General features: G+C 58.6%; 21 protein-coding genes and 1 other annotated feature. Of the genes, 4 read left to right on the top strand and 17 right to left on the bottom strand.

What is annotated here, in order from left to right; translation table 11 throughout:
• The first annotated feature begins 173 nt into the window (after positions 1-173).
• A complete protein-coding gene (emrD, locus tag ABVN44_RS19195; protein ID WP_000828744.1) occupies positions 174-1358 on the top strand; it encodes a multidrug efflux MFS transporter EmrD in 1185 nt (394 codons plus the stop codon).
• Here the strand turns inward: emrD and ABVN44_RS19190 are convergent.
• Together ABVN44_RS19190 and dsdC are read right to left on the bottom strand one after the other, a co-directional pair.
• Positions 1285-2370, bottom strand: a complete 1086-nt coding sequence (locus tag ABVN44_RS19190) for a cellulase family glycosylhydrolase (protein ID WP_000238925.1) — start codon at positions 2368-2370, stop codon at positions 1285-1287. The two genes, emrD and ABVN44_RS19190, sit on opposite strands and share 74 nt — an antisense overlap.
• Before the next feature lie 63 nt (positions 2371-2433).
• On the bottom strand, positions 2434-3357 hold the full coding sequence (gene dsdC, locus ABVN44_RS19185; protein WP_001541637.1) for a DNA-binding transcriptional regulator DsdC: 924 nt from the start codon (positions 3355-3357) through the stop codon (positions 2434-2436).
• 225 nt (positions 3358-3582) lie between these two features.
• On the opposite strand from dsdC, the gene dsdX reads away from it, so the two are divergent.
• Both dsdX and dsdA read left to right on the top strand, forming a co-directional pair.
• Positions 3583-4920 carry a D-serine transporter DsdX gene (dsdX, locus tag ABVN44_RS19180; protein WP_023231602.1) on the top strand — a complete coding sequence of 446 codons (1338 nt, stop codon included), beginning with the start codon at positions 3583-3585 and terminating at the stop codon, positions 4918-4920.
• A 17-nt stretch (positions 4921-4937) separates the two neighbouring features.
• Positions 4938-6260, top strand: a complete 1323-nt coding sequence (gene dsdA / locus ABVN44_RS19175) for a D-serine ammonia-lyase (protein WP_023231603.1) — start codon at positions 4938-4940, stop codon at positions 6258-6260.
• Positions 6261-6341: 81 nt separating this feature from the next.
• Here the strand turns inward: dsdA and ABVN44_RS19170 are convergent, their stop codons facing one another.
• The 6 genes from ABVN44_RS19170 to ibpA all read right to left on the bottom strand — a co-directional run bounded on the left by ABVN44_RS19170 (position 6342) and on the right by ibpA (position 10818).
• The gene (locus ABVN44_RS19170; protein WP_000147833.1) at positions 6342-6872 is read right to left on the bottom strand and encodes a radical SAM protein; all 531 of its coding nucleotides are present in this window, start codon (positions 6870-6872) and stop codon (positions 6342-6344) included.
• Positions 6869-7231: a DUF202 domain-containing protein gene (locus ABVN44_RS19165; protein WP_001113454.1), complete on the bottom strand. Its 363-nt coding sequence runs from the start codon at positions 7229-7231 to the stop codon at positions 6869-6871. The genes ABVN44_RS19170 and ABVN44_RS19165 overlap by 4 nt, the downstream gene beginning before the upstream one ends.
• Entirely contained in the window at positions 7221-7568 is a 348-nt protein-coding gene (locus ABVN44_RS19160) for a YidH family protein (RefSeq protein ID WP_000703964.1), read from the bottom strand. The genes ABVN44_RS19165 and ABVN44_RS19160 overlap by 11 nt, the downstream gene beginning before the upstream one ends.
• 443 nt (positions 7569-8011) lie before the next feature.
• On the bottom strand, positions 8012-9673 hold the full coding sequence (locus ABVN44_RS19155; protein ID WP_001279793.1) for a putative transporter: 1662 nt from the start codon (positions 9671-9673) through the stop codon (positions 8012-8014).
• A gap of 193 nt (positions 9674-9866) precedes the next feature.
• Positions 9867-10295 carry a small heat shock chaperone IbpB gene (gene ibpB / locus ABVN44_RS19150; protein WP_001246919.1) on the bottom strand — a complete coding sequence of 143 codons (429 nt, stop codon included), beginning with the start codon at positions 10293-10295 and terminating at the stop codon, positions 9867-9869.
• A gap of 109 nt (positions 10296-10404) precedes the next feature.
• Entirely contained in the window at positions 10405-10818 is a 414-nt protein-coding gene (ibpA, locus tag ABVN44_RS19145; RefSeq protein ID WP_001532742.1) for a small heat shock chaperone IbpA, read from the bottom strand.
• Positions 10812-10885 (bottom strand) — a sequence feature (ROSE (Repression Of Heat Shock gene Expression) occurs in the 5'-region of heat shock genes and acts as an RNA thermometer to modulate expression.). Its footprint overlaps the gene before it by 7 nt.
• 242 nt (positions 10886-11127) lie before the next feature.
• Here ibpA and ABVN44_RS19140 point away from each other — a divergent pair.
• Positions 11128-11460, top strand: coding sequence for a YceK/YidQ family lipoprotein (locus ABVN44_RS19140; protein WP_001581211.1), 333 nt, complete (start codon positions 11128-11130; stop codon positions 11458-11460).
• 1 nt (position 11461) lies between these two features.
• Here ABVN44_RS19140 and ABVN44_RS19135 read toward each other — a convergent pair whose 3' ends face one another.
• The 9 genes from ABVN44_RS19135 to ccmA all read right to left on the bottom strand — a co-directional run.
• Positions 11462-12688, bottom strand: a complete 1227-nt coding sequence (locus ABVN44_RS19135; protein ID WP_023231605.1) for a DUF3748 domain-containing protein — start codon at positions 12686-12688, stop codon at positions 11462-11464.
• A 121-nt stretch (positions 12689-12809) separates the two neighbouring features.
• Positions 12810-13853: a cytochrome c-type biogenesis protein CcmH gene (locus tag ABVN44_RS19130; protein ID WP_052895192.1), complete on the bottom strand. Its 1044-nt coding sequence runs from the start codon at positions 13851-13853 to the stop codon at positions 12810-12812.
• A complete protein-coding gene (gene dsbE, locus ABVN44_RS19125) occupies positions 13850-14407 on the bottom strand; it encodes a thiol:disulfide interchange protein DsbE (RefSeq protein WP_000828304.1) in 558 nt (185 codons plus the stop codon). Before dsbE ends, ABVN44_RS19130 begins: the two co-directional genes overlap by 4 nt.
• Positions 14404-16335 carry a heme lyase CcmF/NrfE family subunit gene (locus tag ABVN44_RS19120; protein WP_001522061.1) on the bottom strand — a complete coding sequence of 644 codons (1932 nt, stop codon included), beginning with the start codon at positions 16333-16335 and terminating at the stop codon, positions 14404-14406. Before ABVN44_RS19120 ends, dsbE begins: the two co-directional genes overlap by 4 nt.
• A complete protein-coding gene (ccmE, locus tag ABVN44_RS19115; protein WP_001053607.1) occupies positions 16332-16811 on the bottom strand; it encodes a cytochrome c maturation protein CcmE in 480 nt (159 codons plus the stop codon). Before ccmE ends, ABVN44_RS19120 begins: the two co-directional genes overlap by 4 nt.
• The gene (gene ccmD, locus ABVN44_RS19110; RefSeq protein WP_000074113.1) at positions 16808-17020 is read right to left on the bottom strand and encodes a heme exporter protein CcmD; all 213 of its coding nucleotides are present in this window, start codon (positions 17018-17020) and stop codon (positions 16808-16810) included. The genes ccmE and ccmD overlap by 4 nt, the downstream gene beginning before the upstream one ends.
• Complete coding sequence (locus ABVN44_RS19105) at positions 17017-17754, bottom strand: heme ABC transporter permease (protein WP_000265997.1); 738 nt, start codon at positions 17752-17754, stop codon at positions 17017-17019. The genes ccmD and ABVN44_RS19105 overlap by 4 nt, the downstream gene beginning before the upstream one ends.
• Positions 17755-17805: 51 nt before the next feature.
• Entirely contained in the window at positions 17806-18465 is a 660-nt protein-coding gene (gene ccmB / locus ABVN44_RS19100; RefSeq protein WP_000990033.1) for a heme exporter protein CcmB, read from the bottom strand.
• Positions 18462-19079 (bottom strand): cytochrome c biogenesis heme-transporting ATPase CcmA (gene ccmA, locus ABVN44_RS19095; protein ID WP_023242830.1); only part of this gene is annotated, 618 nt, incomplete at its 5' end. The genes ccmA and ccmB, both read right to left, overlap by 4 nt.

The raw sequence follows: 19079 nt of genomic DNA, 5'->3' as shown, positions 1-19079 counted from the left end.
ATTCTCGGCAACATTTGTTGCCGCTTTTGTTTACATATCCTGCCGTTCCTTCGTCTGCCATTGCTGGTTGCTGTCTGGCCTTCTTTTTCTGGTGTGATAGATTCCTCTCGCATTTATGGGAATGCGCAGCAAGTTATTCTTATTTTTTCTTTTTTTGAAAAGTAATCAGCGAAATGAAAAGGCAGAGAAACGTCAATTTGTTGTTGATGTTGGTGTTACTGGTGGCCGTAGGGCAGATGGCGCAAACCATTTATATTCCCGCCATCGCCGATATGGCGCAAGCGCTAAACGTCCGGGAAGGCGCCGTCCAGAGCGTAATGGCTGCTTACCTCCTGACCTACGGCGTCTCGCAACTGTTTTACGGCCCGCTTTCCGACCGGGTTGGGCGCCGCCCGGTAATCCTCGTCGGCATGTCTATTTTTATGGTAGCGACCCTGATCGCCATGACCACGCATAGTTTGACGGTGTTGATTGCCGCCAGCGCCATGCAAGGGATGGGAACCGGCGTTGGCGGAGTAATGGCGAGAACGCTCCCGCGCGATCTGTATGAAGGAACGCAACTTCGTCACGCCAATAGCCTGTTAAATATGGGGATTCTGGTCAGCCCGCTGTTAGCGCCGCTGATTGGCGGTCTGCTGGACACCCTGTGGAACTGGCGCGCGTGTTACGCTTTCCTGCTGGTGCTTTGCGCTGGCGTCACCTTCAGCATGGCGCGCTGGATGCCGGAAACCCGCCCCGCCGGCGCGCCGCGCACACGGCTGATCGCCAGCTATAAAACGCTGTTTGGCAACGGCGCATTTAACTGTTACCTGTTGATGCTAATCGGCGGGCTGGCTGGCATTGCGGTCTTTGAAGCCTGTTCCGGCGTGCTGATGGGGGCAGTATTAGGTCTCAGCAGTATGGTGGTAAGCATTCTGTTTATTCTGCCGATTCCGGCGGCGTTCTTCGGCGCCTGGTTTGCCGGACGCCCGAATAAACGCTTCTCAACCCTGATGTGGCAGTCAGTTATTTGCTGTCTGCTGGCAGGCCTTATGATGTGGATTCCCGGCTGGTTTGGCGTGATGAACGTCTGGACGCTACTCATCCCCGCTGCGCTGTTTTTCTTCGGCGCCGGGATGTTATTTCCACTGGCTACCAGCGGCGCGATGGAGCCGTTTCCGTTCCTCGCAGGCACCGCTGGCGCGCTGGTCGGCGGGCTGCAAAATATTGGTTCCGGCGTACTGGCGTGGCTTTCGGCAATGCTGCCGCAAACCGGTCAGGGCAGCCTGGGACTGTTGATGACCCTTATGGGATTGCTGATCCTGGCGTGCTGGCTGCCGCTGGCGTCACGGATATCGCATCAGGGACAGACGGTTTAACGTTCCCCTCGCCCGGCTTTTTGCCGGGCGTTTCACACTCCGGCGCGATCATCGCATTGAGCAGGGGCTCCTGCGCCGGACGCCACGCTCCTTCTTCGCCGTCATAAAACTGAGTATCCGCGTTTATCGCATACGGGATATGCGCTTTTTTCAGCTCGCAGGCCATAAAACGGGCAAACGCGAACTGTGAAGCGACCGGCGTCATTTTTATCGACTCTCCCGGCGCCCATCCGCCCACCCAGCTTGCATGGCCGGTCTTATGCTGCCAGCGAACCGCGGCATTAATCCGTGCCCGAATCGCCGCTTTTTCCGCCGCCGTGCCTGATGTCCACGGATATTTACCGCCGCTTTTCAGGGGGCCCCACGGGAAGATGTGCCACTCCGCCAGTACATAGTTCTGGCTTTGCGCCGGCAGTTTAAGCGCCGACAAATCCTCCGGCGCGGCGCGCATGCGGGGGGCAACGAAAATCATACGCTGTGGATCAATGGCGTGAATCAGGCGGATGGTTTTGTCATATACGCGATTCAGCGACGCCATATTATGATTAAGTTTGTCGGCAGGCTCATAAATGAGATCGAACCCCAGAAGCGGGGATGTCTGGCCAAAATAGCGCGCGACCACGCTCCACCAGTTGATCAGCTCCTTTTCATGGCTGGCGCTGGGATCGGTTTTATACGCATCCGCCTGATAGGCAATAATGGGTATGACGCCATAGTATTCGCAGGCCTCTACCAGCTTACGCAAATGGATGAGGCGCGCTTCCGTCGGCGCGCCTGCCACACGAATACGGACATGCGTTAACCCTTTTGCCTTAAAATCCCGCACGACCAGCGGATCAAACTCGCGGATACCCCGTTCCGTTCGCGCCCAGTCAACATCCATCCCAACGCCAAGCTGCTGCGCATAGCGCGCCGCCGTCAAAGGCATCGGTTTCGCATAGACGACCGCGCTGGTCAGCATGAGAGAGGCAATAAGCGGTTTAAACACGACGCCCCCTAAAATTTTTACCACGGTGATAGCACGTATTTAGCATATTCACTCCCGGCAGGTGTAGCGACAAAGCGTAATAAATCTTCACACCTGTTCCTGCAACCAGCGAATAAATGCCTCGATTTTCGGCCACTGCCTGCCAGGCAGAGTGGTGACATAATAATGCTGATGACATTTCAGCCTCATGTCACCAAAAGGCGCAATCAGTTCACCGCTGTCGAGACGCTTTTGCACCAGCCGTTTACGCCCCATCGCCACGCCAATGTGGTTCATCGCGGCAATCACCGCTAAATCAGAACGATCGAAGCCAATGCCGGATGAATCCGGCAAATTTACTGCAAAATGCTGCGCCCAACTGTGCCACTCATCGGTGCCCGAATCGTTACTCCACGCCTGTCTGTCGTGTAAGAGCGTACAGTGCCGCAGGTTATTCAGGTTGTCCTGCAAGGCGAAACGACGGGCGTAATCCGGGCTGCAAACGGGCAAAATCGCCTCATCCATTAAAAAATGGTGCGTGAGCTGCGCCGACGGCGCATCGTCAAAATAGATAGCCAGGTCAATGCCGGCACGCTGTAGGTTAACGTTATCGTTGCCGGTCAGCATAGTGAGAGAAATTGACGGATAGCGACGGGTAAAGTCCCCCAGCGCGGGTACCAGCCAGCACTGGGCGATAGAGGGACGGGAATACACGGTCAACGTGCCGGACAGTTCCTGATTTTTGATATCAAGGATTTCCTGATTCAACGTATCCAGCGACGATTTCAGCGCCCAGAATACCCGTTTGCCTTCATGGGTAAGCTCCACTTTACGGTGAGAGCGGACAAATAGCTGGATTCCCAACTCGGCTTCCAGTTGATTGATACGATGACTTACCGCACTGGGGCTTAACGACAGCTCATCTGCCGCCAGAGCAAAGGACTGGTGTCTGGCCGCGACTTCAAAAGTATAGAGTTTGGATAACTGCCAGCCGTTGAGTAAGCGGTTTCGGGTATCGCGAAGGGGTTCCATGGCAACCTCAGTCATCTTTTAATTTCCCGAAGTGTAAAAAAACACGCTGAAAAAATCCGCACATAGATGAAGCAAAATGAACCATATCGCAAAATAAAAGCAATATTAGATGGAAATCACATAGTTGATTCAATTTACATCATGTTAATGGCAAATTATATCGTTTGTCAGGGGGTGCTGTTTTTCTGTCCAATAAGAACAGATTAATCACAGGGTAGGTGAGATATGCACGCTCAAATCTGGGTAGTGAGCACGCTGCTGATCAGCATCGTGTTAATCGTATTGACCATCGTGAAGTTTAAATTCCACCCCTTCCTGGCGTTACTGCTCGCCAGTTTCTTTGTCGGCGCGATGATGGGCATGGGGCCGCTGGAGATGGTCACGGCGATAGAAAACGGAATAGGCGGTACGCTCGGTTTTCTGGCCGCCGTTATCGGTCTTGGCACCATCCTCGGCAAAATGATGGAGGTTTCCGGCGCGGCGGAACGCATCGGGCTTACGCTCCAGCGCTGCCGCTGGCTCTCTGCTGACGTGATCATGGTACTGGTGGGGCTGATTTGCGGTATCACGTTGTTCGTGGAAGTGGGCGTCGTGTTGCTCATCCCACTGGCGTTTTCTATCGCTAAAAAGACCCATACCTCGCTGCTGAAGCTGGCCATTCCGCTGTGTACCGCGCTGATGGCCGTCCATTGCGTGGTACCGCCGCATCCGGCTGCGCTGTTTGTCGCAAATAAACTGGGGGCGGATATCGGCTCGGTGATTGTCTACGGTCTACTGGTCGGGCTGATGGCCTCATTGGTCGGCGGCCCGCTGTTCTTAAAGTTTCTGGGTAATCGTCTGCCGTTCAAGCCCGTACCGACAGAGTTTGCGGATCTTGAAGTGCGCGCCGAAAACACCCTGCCGTCGCTGGGCGCAACGCTGTTTACCGTTCTATTGCCGATTGGCCTGATGCTGGTGAAAACCGTCGCTGAACTGAATATGGCGAAAGACGGCACGTTGTATACGCTGCTGGAGTTTATCGGTAATCCGATCACCGCAATGTTTATCGCTGTCTTTGTGGCGTATTACATACTCGGTCTGCGCCAGCATATGGGTATGAGCGCGCTACTTACCCACACCGAAAACGGCTTTGGCGCCATTGCGAACATCCTGCTGATTATCGGCGCGGGCGGCGCGTTCAACGCCATTCTCAAAAGTAGCGGGCTGGCGGACACGCTGGCGGTGATCCTCTCAAATATGCATATGCACCCGATTCTGCTGGCATGGCTGGTAGCGCTGATTCTGCACGCGGCGGTCGGCTCTGCGACGGTGGCGATGATGGGTGCCACCGCGATTGTTGCGCCAATGCTGCCGCTCTATCCTGACGTCAGCCCGGAGATCATTGCGATTGTCATTGGTTCCGGCGCCATTGGCTGCACGATCGTGACCGATTCCCTGTTCTGGCTGGTCAAGCAGTATTGCGGCGCTACGCTGAATGAAACGTTTAAATACTATACGACGGCCACGTTTATCGCATCTGTCGTTGCACTGGCTGGCACATTCCTGCTTTCCTTTATCATCTGATCGTAAAGAGACGTACTATGGAAAACATACAAAAGCTCATCGCCCGGTATCCTTTGGTCGAGGATCTGGTCGCCCTCAAAGAAACCACCTGGTTTAACCCGGGCGCCACCTCTCTTGCACAAGGTCTACCGTATGTCGGCCTGACGGAGCAGGACGTAAACGCCGCCCATGACCGTCTGGCGCGCTTTGCGCCGTATCTGGCGAAAGCGTTTCCGCAAACCGCTGCCGCTGGCGGCATGATCGAATCTGACGTGGTCGCTATTCCGGCCATGCAAAAGCGGCTGGAAAAAGAGTATGGGCAAACGATCGACGGTGAAATACTGTTAAAAAAAGACAGTCACCTGGCAATCTCTGGTTCCATTAAAGCGCGCGGCGGCATCTACGAGGTGCTAACGCACGCGGAAAAACTGGCGCTGGAGGCGGGTCTGTTAACCACCGACGATGACTATAGCGTGTTGCTTTCGCCGGAATTTAAACAATTCTTCAGCCAGTACAGTATCGCCGTCGGTTCAACCGGCAATCTGGGGCTATCGATCGGTATCATGAGCGCCTGCATCGGTTTTAAAGTGACGGTACATATGTCTGCCGACGCCCGCGCCTGGAAAAAAGCGAAGCTGCGTAGCCACGGCGTGACGGTCGTAGAATACGAAGATGATTACGGCGTGGCGGTTGAGCAGGGCCGTAAAGCAGCGCAATCCGATCCAAACTGTTTCTTTATCGACGATGAAAACTCTCGCACGCTATTTCTGGGCTATGCGGTAGCGGGTCAGCGTCTGAAAGCGCAATTCGCGCAGCAGGGACGCGTCGTTGACGCCAGCCACCCACTGTTTGTTTATCTGCCGTGCGGCGTTGGCGGCGGCCCTGGCGGCGTCGCCTTTGGCCTGAAACTGGCGTTTGGCGACAACGTCCACTGTTTCTTTGCCGAACCGACCCATTCACCCTGCATGTTACTCGGCGTTTATACCGGTCTGCACGATGCCATCTCAGTACAAGATATCGGTATTGATAACCTGACGGCGGCTGACGGCCTGGCGGTAGGTCGCGCTTCGGGCTTTGTTGGTCGGGCAATGGAGCGTCTGCTTGACGGCCTCTATACCTTAGACGATCAAACAATGTACGACATGCTGGGCTGGCTGGCGCAGGAGGAAGGAATTCGACTGGAGCCATCAGCTCTGGCGGGGATGGCCGGGCCACAGCGCATTTGCGCCGCCGCCGCGTATCAGCAAAGGCATGGATTCAGTCAGACGCAGCTCGGCAACGCGACGCATCTGGTATGGGCAACCGGGGGCGGCATGGTGCCGGAGGATGAAATGGAACAATACCTGGCGAAAGGACGCTAATACTCGCTCAGTGCCGGAAAGACGGCTGCGCCATCCGGCACGCCATCGCCTGATGGCGCTACGCTTATCAGGCCTGTAACGTTAACGCAGCATCGCCATCAACTCCTCAGGCGAGCGATGCTGTTTCAGTAAATCCCGCATCACCCGCATATGCGGCGAGGAGTAGTTAAAAAAGGTCTGGTAGCCCTCGCAAAGCTGATTTTTCCCCTGGCTATCCCGATGCTCAGGGCATCCGCCGCCGCAAAATCGTAATAAAGAACACTTCTGACATTCAGCGCTTAACGGCGCCTTGTCCGGCGTTTTAGCACCATTCCTGCCGCCGCACCACTGCTGTAGCGTCTCATCAAAAAGGCGGACCGAGATACGCTGAATATCTTCACGTACCCAAATATCAAATACGCTATTTAAAAACCGCCCCCAGTCTGCTGAACACAATGAATCCTCGGTCAACATTCCGTTCCGGTCATGTTCCAACAATGGGATAAAATGGACATTGCGAATGCCGAGCCGTTGTAAGTTACGGTACAGTTGCTGAGGGCGCTGGCTATTCTGGCGATTTACGACGACCTGAATCTGGTCATCACTCACGACAATGTCCTGACGTCCTGTCATATAAAATTCCCGATAAATGCAATAAGTTGGCGAATATGGGTAACAGCAAACAGGATTGCGAGCGACAACACCGCGAGGGAGATCAAAAATTTGTCACGCACGACATGAGTTTCGGAAAAATCGCTATGCGCGACATCCATCAAATTACGACTCAGGGTATAACGCCAAAGAATCACCGCCACTATCGCCAGAACGCTGATTGACACCCAGAACAAGAACCCCGCCTGATGCCAGTGGTGCCTGACGGCTAACGCCATTAACGCCCCGTATCCCAGCAGCGTGCGAAACCAGGCCAGCGACGTACGCTCCGGTTGCAGTCCCGGATCGTTCTGCCGACGGGCTTTACGACTATCCGGCATACAGTACCAGCCCCATCACTATCACCGCGACAATCATCAAAATAACGCTGATGATCAACAGGCTATGGGTATAGGGCAAATCCTCTTTCAGACGCATCGCTTTTTCATTACGTAACCAGCGTAGATAGCCATAAATCGCCAGGCCGCCCGCAAACAGACACAACAGTAGCGCCAGCAGTTCACGGATCACCGGCGTGGCAAAATCCGGGGCGAGCTGATCAAGACCGACGCCTGCCGCCAGAAATCCCAGCGAGGTGCGAATCCACGCCAGAAAGGTGCGCTCATTTGCCAGTGAGAAGCGATAATCCGGCGCTTCTCCGAGGCGGGAAATCTTCATGACGACTCCTTTTACGTTCTTATGTATTCCCGTTCGTTTTCAGAATACCACTCACGTTGTTGCTGATATGCTTCACATTATCCCGCAGCAAGGGAATCTTATTGCAAAATAACTGTAGTTCACTGGTGATGCGTTTTGGCGCAACCACGCTCATTGCCGCTATTTTTCATTTCAGTTACGACCTTTTTCAACGCCACCGCCAGGAAAGGCATTATTGCCGAATTAAAAGCTGAAAAACCACCCGTCGCGACGAAAAAAAAGGCGAAGAAGATTGATAACTAGCTGAAAAAAATTGGAATTATGCTCGTTGGCATTACGCTGATTAGCGCGTTCATTGAGGAAAGAGATAAGAAGAAGAGCAGAAGTGTGGCCGGTGCGGCGCGCGTTATCCAGCCTGGATTTAACACAGTGCATAGGCCGGATAAGCAACGCGCCATCAGGCGCTAACCCATTCCCCAAAAAATCACCGCCAGCAGTTGTGGCGTGATAATACGCAGGAACATCACTAACGGATAGACGGTCGCGTAAGAGAGCGCCGCCGCGCCGCTGGTGGCGTGCAGATTGTTGGCAAATGCCAGCGCTGGCGGATCGGTCATCGAACCGGCCAGCATCCCGCACAGCGTCAGATAGTTCATTTTGGCAAAAATCCGCGCCAGCAAACCGACGGTAATCAGCGGAATAGCGGTGATGAAAATACCGTAGCCAATCCAGCTTAATCCTTCGCCCTGCGTCAGCGTATCGACAAAATCGCCGCCGGATTTCAGCCCAACGACCGCCAGAAACAAAACGATGCCTAACTCACGCAGCGCGAGGTTGGCGCTCGGCGGCATAAACCAGTACAGCTTACCGATGCTGCCGATACGCCCCAAAATTAGCGCCATGATCAGCGGCCCGCCGGCCAGCCCCAGTTTTAAAGCGACCGGGAATCCCGGCACAAACAACGGGATTGACCCAAGCAGAACCCCTAATCCGATGCCGATAAACACCGGCAGCATCTGCACCTGCTGGAGTTTTTGCTGCGCGTTGCCGACCACATTGGCTACCGCATCAATCGAGGCAGGACGCCCCACCAGATTGAGAATGTCGCCAAACTGCAGGCTGGCGTCGCTGCTGGCGACCAGCTCAACGCCCGCGCGGTTAAGACGGGAGATAACCACGTCATAACGCTCTTTAAAGTGCAAATCGCGGATACGTTTGCCGAGCACTTTTTCGTTGGTGACGACCACACGCTCGACGCGTAAATCCGTGCCGCGCGTCGACAACGAGGTGTCCACTTCCTTGCCGATCACCAGTTGCGCGTTATGCAGGTCGGTAGATTGGCCGACGAGGTGCAGCAGGTCGCCTGCCTGGATAATCGTCCCCGGCGACGGTACCATCAGCGTGTCATCGCGTTTCAGGCGTGAGCAAATGATTTTATCGCTGTTCAGGATCGGCACATCCTGGATAGCCATATTATTGAGGTTCGGATTCTCGACACGGATATTCATTGTTTGAATTAATGAATGACCGTTAGCGAGAGAGGATTCGTGCTTCTGCGCCTCCGCCTCGACGTTAACGCGAAAAATCAGCCGCATCAGCCACATGGTGAGCAAAATACCGCAGATGCCAAACGGATACGCCATCGCATAGCTCATCCCCATCTGATCTACCAGATCCACTGGCGTTCCCAGATCGCGCAGGATTTGCTGACCCGCCCCTAACGCAGGCGTATTGGTGACTGCGCCGGAGAAAATCCCCAGCACTACCGGCAGCGGAATAGCGAAAATTTTATGCAGAATCGCGGTGACCAACCCGCCCATAATCACAATCAGAACGGCAAACAGATTGAGACGTAGCCCGGAAACGCGCAGCGAGGCGAAAAACCCCGGCCCCACCTGTATGCCGATGGTATAAACAAAAAGGATCAGGCCGAACTCCTGGATAAAGTGCAGCATATCGCCGCTCAGCGTCACCCCAGCCTGATCGACGAAGTGGCCGACGATAATACCGCCGAACAACACACCGCCAATACCAAAGCCGACACCGCGCACTTTAATGTTGCCGATCCATAAACCGACAACCGCCACCAACGCCAGAACGCTGACCGTCAATGCGATATCACTCATCTCATCTTCTCTTCCCTGTGAGTAACATTTCAATTTATAGGGATTATGACTGAACCGTTAAGGCATATATACAGCATGGCGCACATTCTCATATTACAAAACCGCCCAGACGTCCTGACTTCGGCAGCGTCTTACCCTTTTTCGTGGCACAAAAAAGCCCCGCCATCTCTGGCGGGGCAAGGCAAGGAGCTCATTAGCTATTTAATGCGGAGCGTTCGTTAATGGCGATACGCTGCGGCGCAATGGTTTCCGGCTCGTTACGGGTTAAATCAATATGCAGCAGGCCGTTGGTAAACGTCGCGCCGGAAACTTCCATATTCTCAGCCAGCGTAAAGCTCAGGCTAAAAGGCTGCATGACCAGGCCCTGATGTAACCATTTGGGCTCGTTTTCCGGCTGTTCCGGCGTACCTTTCACCGTCAGGCGCGTGCCTTCCAGTTGAATATCCAGATCTTCCTGACGGAAACCGGCTAACGCTAAGGTAATGCGATAATGGTTATCGTCGCTTTTTTCGATGTTATAGGGCGGGAAGCTCTGGCTTTCGCCGCTGTTTTGCAGCGCATTGGCCAGCTTGTCAAAACCGATCCATTGACGCAGCAGTGGGGATAAATCGTAGTTACGCATAATCATTTCTCCTTCTAAGAAGCGAGTTTTTACCTTCACACTTTACGTGCGAATATGCTCCCTGACGGCGAGCATGGGATGACAGGCCGCGCAACGCGACCTGACGGAATCAGTTAATTTCGATACGGCGCGGTTTGTTCGCTTCCGGAATCACGCGCTCCAGTTCGATATACAGCAGCCCGTTGACCAGGTTTGCGCCGCGAACGTGAATGTTTTCCGCTAACTGGAACTTACGCTCAAAGTTACGCTCGGCAATGCCCTGATACAGGTAAGTACGTTCTTTCTGCTCGTCCGCATGAGCGCCTTTTACCACCAGTAAATTATCCTGGGCGGTAATCTCCAGTTCGCTTTCCGCGAAACCGGCAACGGCAATGGCGATGCGGTAGTGGTTTTCGTCTACCAGCTCAACGTTGTACGGAGGGTAGCCGCCATTACTTTGGCTTTGGTTATTTTCAAGCAGGTTAAACAGACGGTCAAAACCAATGGCAGAACGGTACAGCGGGGATAAATCAAAGTTACGCATAATCATAAACTCCTGAAATCAGCGAGAATGTCAGACCTTCCATCATGGACAGGCCAGGATTGCCAGAACACCCATCAGGCGTGCCCTTCTATTCACTACGTCTTATAAATGGGTCTGAATACGTACTTTTCAAGTATTTTAATCCGACTTTTTTTTGCAGTTTATTGGCTATTGCATAGACTGGTTGGGACAGCACTGATTGTTAAAGTGCGATTACCGCCACAGTGCCACGTACTGGTGATGTTATTTTTAGCAACGGATCGCTATAACTCATCATGCAAATAACGACAACCAATAGATGAATGAGTGATGATAAAAAACGTGTGGTTAACGCTGATAATATGGAATGGGATGCTTTTATTAAGCGGTTGTTCAAGCGTCATGTCGCACACCGGCGGTAAAGAGGGTACTTATCCTGGCACGCGCGCCAGCGCTACGATGATCGGTAACGATGAGACAAACTGGGGCACAAAATCGTTGGCCATCCTGGATATGCCGTTTACCGCCGTGATGGATACGATCCTTCTGCCGTGGGACATCTTCCGCAAAGACAGTTCGGTAAGATCGCGCGTCGAGAAAAGCGAGGAGGAGACGAAAATGACCAATGCCGTCATCCCCCCGGCGAAGATGCCTCCTCCCTGATTTATCGCCCGGTTTCCGTCACCCATAGCTGACGGAACCCTTTCACCTCTTCCATCCATGCGACGTGTCGCCCATCCGGTGAAAAAACGACGGCGTCCGCAGACGGCGGGTTGTCGTGCCTGGCGGTTAAGAAGTCGATCTTCCCACTTTGTGCGTCGCAGCAGGCAATCCGGTTTTCCAGCACCAGTCCCAGCCATTTACCCGACGGATGCCAGTTAAACGCTGACTGTACGCCGGTCGCATGATGCGTTAACTGCCGGGGCTCGCCTCCCTGAGGCGATATCAGCCACAGTTGCGCTACGCCGTTATCGTCCCGCATCAAAAAGGCGATCGCCGTCGCCTGCGGATTACTGCGGACCCAGTGGCGTGGTTCGTTAGTGAGTCCAGGATAAACACGCTGGTGAGTAAAGGTAAGACGCCGCTGAACTACGCCCAACGGCGGCGATGGCATTGTTGATTCGGTTCCCGTCAGCGGCGTGTCGCCTGCCTGTTTCCAGCCGTTTTCATGACACGGTAAATCGACAATAAACAGCTCCGGGACTTTTTTGCCCGTCAGCGACAGCGTATCGCCAATAAAGGCGATCTGGCGGTTGCCCACCCAGCCCTCTTCATAGGCGCGGTTAATGTCATCGCTGCCAGGTCTCGGCGCAGGCGTCGTGCGGCTAACCAGTACGCACCAGTGGCTACCGCTGTATTCGCGCGGATGCTGAGCCGGCACCGTAACCGGCCCATACGGCACGGCCACGCCGACATTACGCAGATCCAGCGCCGGATCTCGCTCATGCAGAACGTGGTCATTATAGGTAAAACTCACCAGCTCGCCGTTCGGGCTAAACACATGGACGTGGCTGCCGCCGCGCAGCGCGCCGGGAGTATACGGCGCAGTAATATCCATCGCATCGAGGTTAGTCACGCCCCCCGGCGTTGCAATAACGCCCCGACGGTGGTGGAAATCGTAATGCCACGTCTCATCAGGGTTTTCAGGGCCATGAATAAACACATAGTGATTGTCGGCAGGATGCACCGTCACCACACCGACATGCGCGCCCTGCACGGCGCGATAAATCACCTCCACGTCGCCGGTATGCACATTGACACGCTCAATAGTCTTGCCCGTAAATGACGCGCCTGAAGGCCGCACATCAAAGACCAGCCACTGGCTGTCAGGTGTCCAGGTATTGGTGTTGGTAAGCTGGTGATGGCGCGGCGTAAAGGTGATTTGTTTCATGGGATGTCCTGATAAGAGACGATGCTCGTCATCATACTGCACACGGGCTTCACTTTCAGGCTTTAGCGTATCGTTGGGATAGCCAGGCCCGGTGGCGCCACGCCACCGGGCCGTCAGGGTCTTATTTCTCCTGCGCCAGCCGGATACTGCGCTCTATCACCGCCCGCCGGGCGTCACCCGCCGGCAGCAGTTTCAGCATCATCTCCCAGGCCGCCACCGCCTCGCCAAAGCGCTGCTGCTCAAAGGCGTTAAACGCATACAGGCTTAACACCCGGATATCCGTGTGGTCGCGGCTCACCAGCCGGCGCAGCAGCTCCCCGCCGCGGCGGTTATCCTCCGGGTCGGACGAGCGCGTCAGCGCCTCCGCGTAGCCCAGCGCCGCATCGCTGTTTTTCGGGTCCAGGCGGTAGGCGTTCGCATACGCCCCGGTGGCGGTACCGGCATTACCCAGTACCATACCGGTGCGCCCCAGCATGAGCCAGCCCTCAACATTGCCGGCATCATTCTGCAGGCGGGTGCGCAGCCCCAGCGCCAGCCGCGCCATCTCCTCTTCATTCAGCGGCTGCGCCTGCGGGTCCAGCGCCCGCGCCAGCAGCCCGGGCGTCTGCGCCGTCGCCTGCTGCCAGACCCTGACCTGCTGATAGCTGCCGGTCAGGGCGTAGCTGCCGGCGCCGACCGCCAGCGCAATGACGGCCCCCGGCACGTAAACGCCCCACCCGGCGCGCGCGCCGCAAACCGGGGTGTCTGCCGGCAGCGGCTCCCGGCGCAGGCGCACCCGCCGGCGCGTGCGGGCGACGATTATCCACCCGCCCGCCACGATGGCGGCCAGCGGCAGCACCCACAGCAGCACCGTCAGCGGGGTCAGCGGCGGGTCGTAGGTGACAAAGTTGCCGTAGCGCGCCACCATGTAATCGATGATTTCCTGGCGGCTCTTCCCCTCCTGCATCAGGTCATACACCCTGCGGCGCATGTCAGTGGCTATCATCGCGTTCGAGTCCGCAATGCTGTTGTTCTGGCATTTCGGGCAGCGCAGCTGCTCCGTGAGCTGGCGGAACTGCTGCTCCTGCGCTTCATCTTTAAACGGCATCACGTCGGTGGTTGCCCGCGCTGACCCGGAGATAACCAGCACCAGCATCAGCATCACCATGCCCGGTAACAGTCTCATTGCGCCGCCTCCCGGCTGTATCTGTCCCACAGTGGTTTCAGTTCACTCTCCCATACCCGGGCATTCAAATCGCCCGCATGGCGGTAGCGGATAATCCCGTTGCCGTCGATGAGGAAGGTTTCCGGCGCGCCGTACACGCCCAGGTCCAGCCCCAGCATCCCGTCGCTGTCCGATAAACTCAGCGCATACGGGTTGCCCAGTTCCTTTAACCAGGCCACCGCCTTCGCCCGGTCGTCCTTATAGTTCAGCCCGACCACCCGGATACCCTGCGCAGAAAGCTGGTTCAGGTACTGATGCTCGGCGCGGCAGGTCGGGCACCAGGTGGCCCAGACGTTAAGCAGCACCGGTTTCCCCTGCGTCAGCACCTCCGCCTCATAGTACTGACCCGGCGTCTCCAGCGATTCCAGGCGGAACGCCGGCACCGGCTTCCCGGTCAGCGCCGATTCGAGATTCGTCGGGTCATCCCCCTGCGCGTTGCGCGTCAGCTGCCACAGCAGCGCCGCGGCAATCAGCAGAAAAATCAGCAGCGGTAATAACAGTACGTTGCGTTTCATCCGGCCTCCGGCAATGGTTTACGGCGGCGGTAGCGCGGGTCCGCCAGGCACAGCAGCCCGCCCAGCGCCATCAGCAGTCCCCCGGCCCATATCCAGCGGACAAACGGTTTGTAGTACAGGCGCACGGCCCACGCGCCGTTGTCCAGCTCCTCCCCGAGCGCGGCGTACAGGTCGCGGGTCAGCCCGCCGTCAATCGCCGCCTCGGTCATCACCATCCGGCTGGTGTTGTAGAGCCGTTTCTCCGCGTGCAGCACCGCCTCCGGCTCGCCGTGGCGCGTCACCCCGATGAGGGCCACCCCGCCGCGGTAGTTGGGGCCGGTGATGTCCCGCACCTCCCGGAAGGTGAAGCGGTAGTCGTGAATGGTCACGCTGTCGCCCGCCCGCATCCGCACGTCACGCTCCACGCTGTAATTCTGGCTGAAGGCGATGCCGGTAATCGTCACCGCCAGCCCGAGGTGCGCCGCCACCATTCCCCAGTAGCTGAGAGAGGTTTTCGTGCCGCGGGACACGCGCTGTACGGCTTCGGCCACCGCCAGCACCGCAATCCAGCAGGCCATCGCCATCCCCACCGCCGTCATGGCGATGATTTTATCTTCCAGCAGCCATGGCAAAAGTACCGACAGCACCAGGGTGGAGACCAGGGCGGTGAGCAGCAGCGTCCTGATGTTACGCGGCCGGTCCCGGCCCCAGCGCACTAAAGGCCCCACCCCCAGCAGCAGGGCAAAGGGGACCATCAGCCAGGTGAACATGGTGTTAAAGAACGGCTCCCCCACCGAAATGCTGCCCAGCCCCAGCTGTTTGTGCACCAGCGGCAGCAGGGTACCCAGCAGCACCACCAGCATGGCGGCCATCAGCAGGACGTTGTTGCCGAGCAGCAGCGACTCGCGCGACCACAGCGTGTTGTTCACCCGCGAACGCACCCTGTGCCCGCGCACGGCGAACAGCAGCAGCGAGCCGCCGGTGACCAGCACCATAAAGGCGAGGATAAACATTCCGCGCGCCGGGTCGGAGGCGAAGGCGTGCACCGACACCAGCACCCCGGAGCGCACCAGGAAGGTGCCCAGCAGGCACAGCGAGAAGGCGCAGATGGACAGCAGCAGCGTCCACGCCTTAAAGCCGGCGCGCTGTTCCGTGACCGCCAGCGAGTGCAGCAGGGCGGTGCCCGCCAGCCACGGCATAAAGGAGGCGTTCTCCACCGGGTCCCAGAACCACCAGCCGCCCCAGCCCAGCTCGTAGTAGGCCCACGCCGAGCCGAGCACGATGCCCAGCGTCAGGAACACCCACGCCGCCAGCGTCCACGGGCGGGCAAAACGGGTGAACGCGCTGTCCAGACGCCCGCTCAGCAGCGCGGCGATGGCGAAGGCGAAGGCCACCGAGAAGCCGACATAGCCCATGTACAGCAGCGGCGGGTGGAAAATCAGCCCCGGGTCCTGCAGCAGCGGGTTCAGGTCGCGCCCCTCCACCGGAAAGGCCGGCAGCGTGCGGGCGAACGGGCCGGAGGTGAACAGGATGAACGCCAGAAAACCGGCGCAGACCATCCCCATCACCGCCAGCACCCGGGCGACGATATCCGCCGGCACCTGCCGGCTGAACACCGCCACCGCCAGGGTCCAGCCGCTCATCAGCAGCACCCACAGCAGCAGCGAGCCCTCGTGCGCCCCCCAGGTGGCGGCCACCCGGTACCACACCGGCAGCTGCGTGTTCGAGTTGCCGGCGACATAGGCCACGGTGAAGTCGTTAACCACAAAGGCGTGCACCAGCACGAAAAACGCGCCCGCCACGCAGATAAACAGCAGCCAGGCGAACACCCCGGCCGACGCCATCATCCGCGCGTCGCCGCGCGCCACGCCCCACAGCGGGTAAACGGACAGCAGCAGCGCCACGCCGAGCGCCAGGCACAGCAGTGCGTGGCCGTATTCAGGCATCATGATGAGGTGTCCTTATCAGCGCGTTGCGGGCGGCGGTGGTTTTCCTGCATCGCCTTTTCCACTTCCGGCGGGGTGTAGTTCTCGTCATGCTTGGCCAGCACCTCGTGCGCCAGGACGTGGTTGCCCTTCTCCAGGGTGCCCTGCACCACCACCCCCTGCCCCTCGCGGAACAGGTCCGGCAGTATCCCCTCATAGCTCACCGTCACCGACCCTTCGGCGTCGTAAAGGCTGAAGTTCACCTTCAGCGAGTCCGGGTCGCGCCTGACGCTGCCGGGCATCACCATCCCGCCGACGCGCAGGCGCTGGCCCACCGCCGGCAGCTGCTGCGTCTCGCGCTTGCCGTAGAGGATTTCGCCGGGGGTATAGAACAGGTCGATATTCGCGCGCAGCGCGTACAGGACCAGGGCGGTGGTCAGCGCCAGGCCCGCCAGCACCGCGCAGACCACCCATAGCCGGTTTTTACGTCGCAGGTTCACGCCGCCTCCTGTTGCGCCTGTGCGGCACGCATCCGCGCCTCTCGCGCCCGCTGCTGCGCCACGCCGCGCAGAATGGCCCGGCGCTGCAGCACCGTGTGCAGCGCCAGCAGCACCAGCGGCGCCACGGTCATCGCCACCGCCAGCCAGACAAAAAAGGCGTACCCGCCCATGGCGAAAAAATCGCTCCACGATGAAAATGCCGGACTCACCGGTGCCCCCTTTTCAGTATCAGTTCGCTCACCCACGGGCGGCGTTTTTCCATCAGTAAAATCAGGTTGCGCATCCGCATCAGCGAAAGCGTCATAAAGAGCAGCAGGTAGCCGGCGATGGCCCAGCGCAGCGGCGAGCGCATCGCCGGGTCGATACTCTGCTGCATCCGCGTCGAGCCCTGGTGCAGGGTGTTCCACCACTCGACGGAATAGTGGATAACCGGCAGGTTCACCACGCCGACCAGCACCAGAATGCCCGCCGCGCGCCCGGCCATTTTACGGTCGTCAAAGGCGTGCCACAGGGCGATGACCCCGGCGTAGAGAAACAGCAGCACCAGCTCCGAGGTCAGACGCGCGTCCCACACCCACCAGGTGCCCCACATCGGTTTGCCCCACGCCGCGCCGGTGACCAGCGCGATGAAGGTGTACACCGCCCCCACCGGCGCCATCGCCGCGACGGCAAGGCTGGCCATTTTCATCTGCCAGACCAGCCCGGTAAACGCCGCCACCGCCATCGCCGCATAGATACCCATTGACCAGATGGCCGCCGGGACATGCAGGTACATAATGCGGTAGCCCTCCCCCTGCTGGTAGTCCGCCGGGGCGAAACCAAAGCCCCGGACCCAGCCGGTGGCCAGCGCGATGATGCCGGCTGCCGCCAGCCACGGCACGAGCCTGCCGCAAATCTGATACAGCCGGGGCGGCGCCGCCAGCTGATGAAGGGTTTTCCACATCGTTGTCACCTGACCTCCTGAAACCAGTAAAATGTCCGTCGCGCCGGGGCGCTACTGCACGCTGAGGCGCAGCGCCGCCGCAGTGGCGAAGGGGCTTAACGTCGCGCTGCCCGCCAGCAGCGCCCCCAGCACCGCCAGATAACCGTCAGCGGGTAAATGCATCGATGCCGCGTCCATCGCCGCGGCGGCGAAAATCAGCACCGGGACACTCAGCGGCAGCACCAGAATGCCCAGCAGGACGCCGCCGCGCCGCAGGCCGGCCGTCAGCCCGACGCCCGGCGCGGCGAGAAACCCCAGCGCCGGCGTGCCGAGCAGCAGCGTCAGCGCCATGATTTTCCAGCCGTACACGTCCATCCCCAGCAGCAGCGCCACCAGCGGGGAGAGCATAATCAGCGGCAGGCCGGTCACCGCCCAGTGGGCCAGCACCTTCGCCAGCACCACCGCCGGCAGCGGCACCGGCAGCAGCATCAGCTGCTCCAGGCTGCCGTCCTGCAGGTCGTCGCGAAACAGCCGCTCCAGCGCCAGCAGCGAGGCCAGCAGCGCCGCCACCTGGATGATGCCCGGCGCGATACGCGCCAGCAGCTGCGGCTGCGGCCCGACGCTTAACGGAAACAGGGTGATGACCATCAGGAAGAACCACAGCGGGCCGGCGATGTCCGCGCCGTGGCGGAACGCCACGCGCAGCTCGAGACAGAAGACACGCCACATCACAGCCCCGCCTCCCCGCCGGTCAGCGCCAGACGGCGGACGGTGTCCGCGGCCCCCGGCAGCGGCTGGTGGGTGGTGAGAATGACCATCCCGCCCTGCGCCGTGTGCGCCGCCATCCGCCGGGTGAGGCGCGCCACGCCGTTAACATCAATGGCGGTGAACGGTTCGTCGAGCACCCACAGCGCGGCGCGGGTCAGCCACAGGCGGGCCAGCGCCACCCGGCGCTGCTGCCCGGCCGAGAGCCGGGCGACCGGCACGTCCTCAAATCCCGCCAGCCCGGCCTGCGCCAGCGCCTCCGGGAGACGCGCGCCGTCGCCGGGGTGGAAGAAGTGCAGGTTCTCCCGCGCCGTCAGGCGGGTTTTAATCCCCGGCTGGTGCCCTATCCACAGCAGGCTGCGATGGAAGCTGTCGCGCACGCGGCGCAGGGGCTCGCCCTGCCAGTACACCTCGCCGCCGTCCGGGCGCGCCAGCCCGGTCAGCAGGCGCAGCAGGGTGGTTTTTCCCGCGCCGTTGCCACCGGTGACCTGCACCCACTCCCCGGCCTCCACGGTGAACGACAGCCCGCGAAACAGCGTCCTCTCGTCCCGCTCGCAGTACAGATCTCTGGCTTCAAGCAT

The sequence above is a fragment of the Salmonella sp. SJTUF15570 genome (assembly GCF_043357055.1).
Taxonomy (GTDB): Bacteria; Pseudomonadota; Gammaproteobacteria; order Enterobacterales; family Enterobacteriaceae; genus Salmonella; species Salmonella enterica.
Note: the sequence above shows the minus strand (reverse complement) of the source record. Positions and strands in the feature narration are given on the sequence as shown.